This window comes from Streptantibioticus silvisoli (genome assembly GCF_027947535.2).
GTDB lineage: Bacteria > Actinomycetota > Actinomycetes > Streptomycetales > Streptomycetaceae > Streptantibioticus_C > Streptantibioticus_C silvisoli.
In genome coordinates, this window is the sequence record NZ_JAAGKO020000042.1 from 71,120 (window position 1) to 80,052 (window position 8,933).

At 70.4% G+C, this 8,933-nt stretch carries 6 protein-coding genes; 1 reads left to right on the plus strand and 5 read right to left on the minus strand.

The features are described from left to right. Positions 1-105: 105 nt before the first annotated feature. Genes POF43_RS25010 through POF43_RS25025 form a run of 4 tightly spaced genes read right to left on the minus strand, consistent with a single transcriptional unit; the run spans position 106 to position 5,099 of the window. Complete coding sequence (locus tag POF43_RS25010; RefSeq protein ID WP_271322876.1) at positions 106-1,776, minus strand: glycoside hydrolase family 13 protein; 1,671 nt, start codon at positions 1,774-1,776, stop codon at positions 106-108. Positions 1,777-1,807: 31 nt separating this feature from the next. Beyond that, positions 1,808-2,683, minus strand: a complete 876-nt coding sequence (locus POF43_RS25015) for a carbohydrate ABC transporter permease (protein ID WP_271313809.1) — start codon at positions 2,681-2,683, stop codon at positions 1,808-1,810. A 29-nt stretch (positions 2,684-2,712) separates the two neighbouring features. Then, the gene (locus POF43_RS25020) at positions 2,713-3,657 is read right to left on the minus strand and encodes a carbohydrate ABC transporter permease (protein WP_372516117.1); all 945 of its coding nucleotides are present in this window, start codon (positions 3,655-3,657) and stop codon (positions 2,713-2,715) included. A gap of 41 nt (positions 3,658-3,698) precedes the next feature. Further along, a complete protein-coding gene (locus POF43_RS25025) occupies positions 3,699-5,099 on the minus strand; it encodes an extracellular solute-binding protein (RefSeq protein WP_271322877.1) in 1,401 nt (466 codons plus the stop codon). Between the two features lie 252 nt (positions 5,100-5,351). On the opposite strand from POF43_RS25025, the gene POF43_RS25030 reads away from it, so the two are divergent. Further along, a complete protein-coding gene (locus POF43_RS25030) occupies positions 5,352-7,619 on the plus strand; it encodes a discoidin domain-containing protein (RefSeq protein WP_271322878.1) in 2,268 nt (755 codons plus the stop codon). A 209-nt stretch (positions 7,620-7,828) separates the two neighbouring features. On the opposite strand, the gene POF43_RS25035 is transcribed toward POF43_RS25030, so the two are convergent. Next, positions 7,829-8,845: a LacI family DNA-binding transcriptional regulator gene (locus POF43_RS25035; RefSeq protein WP_271313798.1), complete on the minus strand. Its 1,017-nt coding sequence runs from the start codon at positions 8,843-8,845 to the stop codon at positions 7,829-7,831. Between the last annotated feature and the right edge of the window lie 88 nt (positions 8,846-8,933).

The window sequence follows — 8,933 nt, forward strand, 5'->3', positions numbered from 1 at the left end:
GTGCGGCTTCCTCCGCGGTGGTCCGGGCCGGAGCCGGCGGTACGACCCGGGGCCGGCGACTGACGCGAGGTCAGTACCCGGCCCGGGGTCGGCGCCGGCCCGGCGTCAGATCCGCAGCCACACCGCCGTGTCCGGGGGAATCCGGTCGCCGTCGAGCGGTCCTGAGGCCAGCAGCAGCTCGCGGTGCGCGGGCGGCTCGACGGGGTCGGGGCCCAGGTTGACGACGCAGGCGAAGGCGTCGCCGCGGCCGAAGGCCAGCACGTCGGGGCGCGAGTCCAGCCACCGCATGGGGCCGTCGCCGAGCGCGTCCTCGGCCCGGCGCAGCCGCAGCCCGGTGCGGTAGAGCGACAGCATGGAGCCGGGGTCGGCGCGCTGCGCCTCCACGGTGCGGTCGGCCCAGTCGGCGGGCTGCGGCAGCCAGGGGTCGGCGCTGGCCGGGCCGAAGCCGTAGGGCGGTTCGGTGCCGGACCACGGCAGCGGCACCCGGCAGCCGTCCCGGCCGGGGTCGGTGCCGCCGGTGCGCAGGTACATGGGGTCGGCGCGGCGGTCGGCGGGGATGTCCTCGGCCTCGGGGAGCCCGAGTTCCTCGCCCTGGTAGACGTAGACCGAGCCGGGCAGCGCCAGGGTGAGCAGGGCGGCGGCGCGGGCCCGCCGGGTGCCCAGGGCCAGGTCGGTGGGGACGCCGTGCGCCTTGGTGGCGAAGTCGAACCCGCTGTCGGCGCGGCCGTAGCGGGTGACGGTGCGGGTGACGTCGTGGTTGCACAGCACCCAGGTGGCGGGCGCGCCGACCGGGCGGTGCGCGGCGAGGGTGGTGTCGATGGAGGCGCGCAGCCGCTCGGGGTCCCAGGGGCAGCTGAGGAAGTCGAAGTTGAACGCGGTGTGCATCTCGTCGGGCCGCAGGTAGCGGGCGAAGCGTTCCATGTCCGGCATCCAGACCTCGCCGATGAGCACCCGGGTACCGGGGTAGCCGTCGGCGAGCCGCCGCCAGGAGCGGTAGATGTCGTGCAGGTCGTCGCGGTCGGTGTACGGGTGCGGTGCCGGGACGGCGCTGCCGACGGGTTCGGGCAGGTCGGGCAGGCCGGGGTCCTTGGTGAGCAGGGCGGCGGAGTCGATGCGCACGCCGGCCGCGCCGCGGTCGAACCAGAAGCGCAGGACGTCCTCGTGTTCCCCGCGGACGTCGGGGTGGTCCCAGTTGAGGTCGGGCTGCTGGGAGTCGAAGAGGTTGAGGAACCACTGGCCCGGGGTGCCGTCGTCGTTCTTGGTGCGGGTCCAGGCCGGGCCGCCGAACTGCGAGGGCCAGTTGTTGGGCGGTTCGCAGCCGTCCGGTCCGCGGCCGGGGCGGAACCAGAAGCGGTCGCGTTCGGGGCTGCCGGGCGGTGAGGCGAGGGCGGCGGCGAACCAGGGGTGGGCGGCGGAGATGTGGTTGGGGACGATGTCGACGATGGTGCGGATGCCCAGGTCGAGGGCTTCGGCGATGAGTTTCTCGGCCTCTTCCAGGGTGCCGAAGGCCGGGTCGATGCCGCGGTAGTCGGCGACGTCGTAGCCGCCGTCGGCCATCGGCGAGGGGTACCAGGGGTTGAACCAGACGGCGTCGACGCCGAGGTCGGCCAGGTGGCCGAGCCGGGCGCGGACTCCGGCGAGGTCGCCGGTGCCGTCGCCGTTGCCGTCGGCGAAGCTGCGCGGGTAGATCTGGTAGATCACCGCGCCGCGCCACCAGTTCTCGTGCCGCCGGGTCGGAGGGGTGTCGGCCACGGACCGGTCCTTTCGGGGTGTCATGGGCCTGCGGGTTCGGTTCTGCGGGGCGGCGTCAGCCCTTGAGGCTTCCGGCGCTCAGGCCCGCCATGATGTTGCGCTGGAAGAACAGGAAGATCACCACGGTCGGCACCGAGGCGATGGCGAGGGCGGCGATGACCTCGTTCTCGGTGACACCGGTGGACAGGGCGTAGATGCCGACGCCCAGCGTGCGTTTGCCCGGGTCGGGCTCGGTGAGCATCGGCCACAGGAAGTCCTTCCAGACGTTGACCACCGCGAAGATGGACACCACGCCGAGGATGGGACGGGAGATCGGCAGGATCACCGCCCACAGGGTGCGCAGCGGTCCGGCGCCGTCGATCTCGGCGGCCTCCAGCAGTTCGCGGGGGATGGAGTCGAAGAACCGCTTGAGCAGGAAGATGTTGAAGGCGTTGGTGACCGACGGCAGCCAGATCGCCCAGGGGCTGTTGAGCAGGTTGCGGTGGATCAGCGGCACGTCGAGCACGGTGAGGTACTGCGGGACGACGAGCACGGTGGCCGGGATCATCAAGGTGGCGAGCATCATGCCCAGCACGGCCTTGCCGAGCACCGGGCGCAGTTTGGACAGCGCGAAGGCGGCGGAGACGTCCAGGACGAGCTGGAAGGCCAGCGCGCCGAACGCGTAGTACAAGGTGTTGATCAGCAGCCGGCCCAGGCCCAGGTCGCTCCACGCCTTGCCGTACTCGGCGGGCCTGGGGTGGTGCGGGTAGAGGGTCGGGGGGCTCTGGATGATCTCGTGGGTGGTCTTCAGCCCTCCGGTGATCATCCAGTAGAGCGGGCCGAGGAAGACCAGGGTGAAGACGGCCAGCACGAGCGCGAGCACGGTCCAGTACAGGAACCGGCCGCGCGGCCGGTTCAGTTGGGCCGGCGAGATCAAGGTCCTGGGCCGCAGGTCGGTGGTTGCCATGTCGCAGGTCCCCTCTACTCGCCGGTCTCGCGGTTCAGCCGCACGTAGATGCCGGAGAAGACGGCGAGCACGATGAGCAGGACCAGGCCGAGCGCGGCGGCGGCGCCGTAGTTGTCGAAGTTGAAGGCGTACTGGTAGATCAGGTAGACGACGGTCGTGGTGGAGCCCTGCGGGCCGGCACCGCCGGTCAGCAGGTAGGGCTCGGTGAAGACCTGCATGGTGGAGATGATCTGCATCAGCAGCAGCAGCGACAGCACCAGCCGGGTCTGCGGGATGGTGACGTGCCAGACCCTGCGCAGCAGTCCGGCGCCGTCGAGCTCGACGGCCTCGTACAGCTCGCCGGGTATGCCCTGCAGGGCGGCGAGGTAGATGAGGGTGGCGCCGCCCATGTTCATCCAGGTGGAGGCGATGACCACCGAGAGCATGGCGGTGTGGGTGGACTGCAGCCACTGCGAGGTCGGCAGGTGCAGGGCGTGCAGGATCTCGTTGAACAGGCCGTAGCCGGGGTCGTAGAAGTACTTGAACAGCAGCACCGAGGCGACCGGCGGCAGCATCACCGGCAGGTAGACCAGGATGCGCAGGTAGCCCTGGAAGTGGCGCAGTTCGTTCAGCACGACGGCGACGACGAACGGCACGGCGAAGCCCAGCACCAGCGCGTAGCCGGTGAACTGGGCGGTGTTGCGCCAGGCCTGCCAGAACGCGGGGTCGGCGGTGATCTGGCGCAGGTTGTGCCAGCCGGCCCAGGTGGTGGTGCCGCGGTGGGTGCGCTGGAAGGCCAGGATGACCTCGCGGACCATCGGGAACCAGGAGAAGAGCGCGAAGCACAGCAGCGCGCCGACGAGGAAGGCGTACGCGGTCAGGTTCCGGCGGATCGAGCGCCGCAGGGCGCCGCGATCGCGGCGGCCCGCGCCCGGGGCGAGTTCGCCCGGGGCGCGGGTGCCGTGGCCGGCCGGTGGCAGGGCCGGTCCGTGCGGGACGGACCGGCTCGCGGCGGGCGTCGTCACTGGCTGTTCGCCAGAACCTGGTCGACCTGGCTGGACGCCGTCGACAGCAGGCTGCCGACATTGGCGTTCTTGTTGGTCAGCACGCCGGACATGGCGTTGTCGAGCACCTTGTAGATCTCCTGGGCGTTCGGCGGTTCGGCGTGCCCGGTGAGCGGGTGGTCGGCGAAGGCGGTGAAGTTGGCGACCGGCATGGTGGCGCTGGCGGCCTTGAGCTTGTCGTCGGTGGCCTTGCTGGCGCCGGTGAAGAACTCCGGTTCCGGCAGGCCGACGGGGAGGGCGTCGGCCTTGGTACGGGCGTAGTCGAACTGGCCCTGGCCCTCGGTGAAGAACTTGAAGTTCAGCCAGGCGATGCCGGCCTTGATCTGGTCGGGCGTGTCGCCCTTCTTGAAGAAGTAGTCGTTGCCGCCGAGCAGGGTGCCCTGGCCGCCGGGCATCGGGCCCATGCCGTAGTCCTGGTAGTGGCCGCCGAGGACCTCGACCATGTAGGTGATGTCGTCGGGCGCGGCGATGAACATGCCGAGCTTGCCGGAGACCATCTGCTTTTGCAGGTCGCCCCACTTGAGCAGCTGGGTCTGGCCCATGCTGTTGTCGGTCCAGCGCATGTCGTGCAGGTTCTGCAGGATCTGCCGGCCCTTGGCGTTGTCGAAGTCGGCCTTGGTGCCGTCGGCGGTGGTGACGTCGCCGCCGAGGCCGTACATCTCGGCCGTGAAGTGCCAGCCGCCGTTGTTGCCGGCCGAGTAGTCGCCGTAGCCGGCGGTGCCGTGGCCGAGGGCGGCGATGGCCTTGGCGTCGGTGCGCACCTGCGCCCAGGTGGCCGGCGGCTTGTCGGGGTCGAGGCCGGCCTGCTTGAACAGCGCCCGGTTGATCAGGATGCCCATCGTGTAGTTGCTGGTGGGCAGCCCGTAGAGCTTGCCGCTGTCCTTGAGCACGTTGAGCACGTCGGGCTGGATGTCGCCGAGGGTGGGCAGCGACTTGGCCGTCACGTAGGGGGTGATGTCGGCGGCCTGGCCGGAGTTGAGGACCTGCTGGAGGTCGGTGAAGTAGCTGTAGAAGACGTTCGGCTCGGTGCCGCCCTTCAACTGGGCGGCGAAGGTGGCCGGGTCCTCGCACTGGCCGGTGGTGGACTTCCCCTGGACCGTGACGTTCGGGTAGGTCTTGTGGAACGTGGCGACGTCCTCGTTCCACTCCTTGAGTTCCGCCTTCTTGGTGGCCGGCGGCATGCAGTCGACGCTGATGGTGACCTTGGCGTCGTGGGCCAGCGGGGCCGAGGCGTCCGCGGGGCCGGCCGGGGCGTTGCCGCCACCGCCGCTACTGCTGGTGCCGCAGGCCGCTCCGGTCAGACCGACGGCGACGACCAGGGCTGCTGCTGCGAGCCCCCGGTGGCGGAATCTCTTCATGGTGAACCCTTCCCATTGCCAGGCCCCTGTGCCGGGCGCGGTGGGGTCAACGTACCGACGCGTTGCGCAAGCAGCAAGGTTCTTGCGCAAGATTGCGCAGCTAATTGCGAAGATCATATTCTTCTTTGCGCATACACCTTGATGTCTTGCGCAACGGACTCCTATGGTGTGCCACGATCCCCGCACTGCACGGCCCGTGGGCGGCCGCCGACGGCGGCGTCCGCCACTACCTCCAAGAAGGTGCAGCTTCCGATGGACAGCCACCCCACACCCGTCCGTCCAGCCAGCAGACGGCTGACCGGCCGTCTGATCGCCGCGGCGGCCGTGTGCGCCACCGCGGTCGCCCTCGCGGCCCCGGCCTCGGCGGCCGGCCCCGCACCGCGCCCGGCGACCACCCGGCCCGCGGCGGTCACCGGCGGTTCCGGCGCGACGGTGCCGTTCACCACGTACGAGGCCGAGAACGGCTCGACCAACGGCACGGTGATCGGCCCCGACTACACCCAGGGCACCGTCGCCTCCGAGGCCTCCGGCCGCAAGGCGGTCCAGCTCTCCGGGACCGGCCAGTACGTGCAGTTCACGCTGACCGCGCCGGCCAACGCGATCGACGTGACGTACAACCTGCCGCAGGGCAGCTCCGGTTCGCTGGCGGTCTACGTCAACGGCACCCGGATCAGCCAGACGCTGCCGGTGACCTCGAAGTACTCCTACGTCAACACCGGCAACATCGTGGGTTCCAAGACCCACCACCTGTTCGACGACTCGCGCCTGCTGCTGGGCCAGAACCTCGCCGTCGGCGCCAAGGTCAAGGTCCAGGTCGACTCCGACAGCACCGGCGGCCCGTTCACCATCGACATGGCGCAGTTCGAGCAGGTCGCGGCGGCCGCCTCCCAGCCGTCCGGTTCGGTCTCACCGACCACCTACGGCGCCGACCCGACCGGCGCGGCGGACTCCACCAACGCCTTCAACCAGGCGATCACCGCGGCCCGCTCCGGCGGCAAGGTGCTGTGGATCCCGCAGGGCGTGTTCACCATCAGCTCCCCGCTCCAGGTCGACGGGCTCACCGTCATCGGCGCGGGCATGTGGTACTCGGAGCTGCACGGCACCCACCTGTTCGACCTGTCGAACCCGCAGGGCGGGGTGAAGCTGGAGAACTTCGCCGCGTTCGGCGAGGTCACCACCCGCAACGACAGCTCGCCGGACAACTTCGTCAACGGCAGCCTCGGCGCCAACTCGGTGGTCTCCGGCATCTGGGTCCAGCACGAGAAGTGCGGCCTGTGGCTGACCGGCAACAACACCAACCTCCAGGTCACCGGCAACCGGATCCTGGACACCACCGCCGACGGCGTCAACATCAACGGCACCGCCACCGGCGCCGTGGTGTCGAACAACTACGTCCGCAACACCGGTGACGACGGCCTGGCCATGTGGTCGCTGAACGCCGCGGACAGCAACGACTCGTTCCTGAACAACACCGTCATCCAGCCCAACCTGGCCAACGGCATCGCCCTGTACGGCGGCTCGAACCTGACCGTCAAGGGCAACTACGTCCAGGACACCAACGCGCTCGGCTCCGGCATCGCCATCTCCAACCAGGCGTTCGCCTCGCCGTTCTTCCCGCTGTCCGGCACGATCACCGTCGACAGCAACACCATCGAGCGCGGCGGCGCGCTGAACCCCAACTGGAACCACCCGATGGGCGCGCTGCGGGTCGACTCCTACGACTACGCGATCACCAACCCGGTCAACATCACCAACACCGTCATCAAGGACAGCCCCTACAGCGCCTTCGAGTTCGTCTCCGGCAGCGGCACCGGCAACGCGATCTCCGGCGTCACCGTCAACGGCGCCACGGTCACCAACAGCGGCACCGTCGTCGTGCAGAACGAGACGAAGGGCTCGGCGACGTTCTCCAACGTCACCGCCACCGGGGTCGGCGCCGCGGGCATCTACAACTGCCCCTACCCCACCGGCACCGGGACGTTCAGCGTCGTCGACGGCGGCGGCAACTCCGGCTGGAGCAGCACCTGGAACGACTGCACCACCTGGCCCACCCCCAACGGCGGCAACCCCGGCGGCGGCGGCACTCCCCCGGGCACCGGCAACCTGGCGCTGAACAAGACCGTCACCGACACCGGCCACCAGGACGTCTACGTCGCCTCCAACGCGGTCGACGGCAACGCCAACACCTACTGGGAGTCGGCCGACAACGCCTTCCCGGCGTCCTTCACCGTCGACCTCGGCTCGGCCCAGCCGGTCGGCCGCCTGGTGCTCAAGCTCCCGCCGAGCACCTCGTGGGGCGCCCGCACCCAGACCCTGTCGGTGCTCGACAGCACCGACAACTCCAGCTACTCCACCGTCGTCGCCTCGAAGGGCTACACCTTCGACCCGAACAACGGCGGCAACAGCGTCACCATCACCCTGCCGTCCGGTACCAGCACCCGGTACCTGCGGCTGACCTTCACCGCGAACACCGCCTGGTCCGCCGGCCAGCTCTCGGAGTTCGAGGCGTACGCGTCCTGACGACGCGGATCCGCCCGCGGGGCACGTCACGGGGTGCCTCTCGGGGTGCCTCGCGGGTGGGTCGGCACGGTGCGGCCGACGCGTCAACGGTGCGACGACCGGCCGGGTCGACGGGGTGCACCGGGTACGTCAACGGGGTGCGCACCGGTCGGTCAACGGGGTGCGCACCAAGCAGGTCGGAGGGGGTGGCCGCCGCGGCGGTCGCCCCCTCAGCGCTGGCGGGGCCGGGCGGGGGCGGTGGAGGCGCGCACGACGAGTTCCGGCTCGAAGAGCAACTCGTCGGTGGAGACGGGCTTTCCGGCGATCCGCGTGGTCAGCAGCTGCACCGCGGCCCGGCCCATCGCCTCGATCGGCTGCCGGACGGTGGTCAGCGGCGGATCGGCGCAGTTCATGAACGCGGAGTCGTCGTACCCGACCACCGACACGTCCTCCGGCACCCGCAGTCCGCGGCGCCGCACGCCGCGCACCACTCCCAGGGCGAGCACGTCGCTGCCGCAGATCACCCCGGTCACCCCGCGGTCCAACAGCCGCCCGGCCGCCGCCTGTCCGCCCGCCTGCGAGAACATCGCGTGCGCCACGAACTCCTCGTGCAGCTCCCCGCCGGCCGCGGTCACCGTCTGCCGCGCCGCCGCCAGCTTCCGCTGCGACGGAACGTGGTCCAGCGGCCCCAGCACCAGCCCGATCCGCTCGTGCCCCAGCGACGCCAGATGGCGCCAGGCCTGCTCCACCGCCACCGCGTCGTCGCAGGAAACCTGCGGGAAGCCCAGGTGGCCGATGGCGGCGTTGATCAGCACCACGGGCAGGTTCCGCTCCGCCAGCAACCGGTAGTGCCCGTGCGGTGCGTCGGCCTGCGCGTACAACCCGCCGGCGAACACCACACCGGACACGTGCTGTTGCAGCAGCAACGTCACGTAGTCGGCCTCCGAGACGCCGCCCTGCGTCTGCGTGCACAGCACCGGCGTCAGCCCCTGCTGGGCGAGCGCCCCACCGACGACCTCGGCGAACGCCGGGAAGATCGGGTTCTGCAACTCCGGCAGCACCAGCCCCACCAGCCGCGCGCGTTCACCCCGCAACTGGGTGGGCCGCTCGTAGCCGAGCACGTCCAGCGCGGTCAGCACGGCCGCCCGGGTCGCATCGGAGACCCCGGGTTTCCCGTTGAGCACCCGGCTCACGGTCGCCTCGCTGACCCCGACCTTCTCTGCCACTTCAGCAAGTCGACGCGTCACACCGCAAGATTACCGCACCCAACGCAAGCGCTTTGCATAACTGGTCCGGACCTTTGCCATGACATCCCTGGTGGGGGCCCTCCAAGCC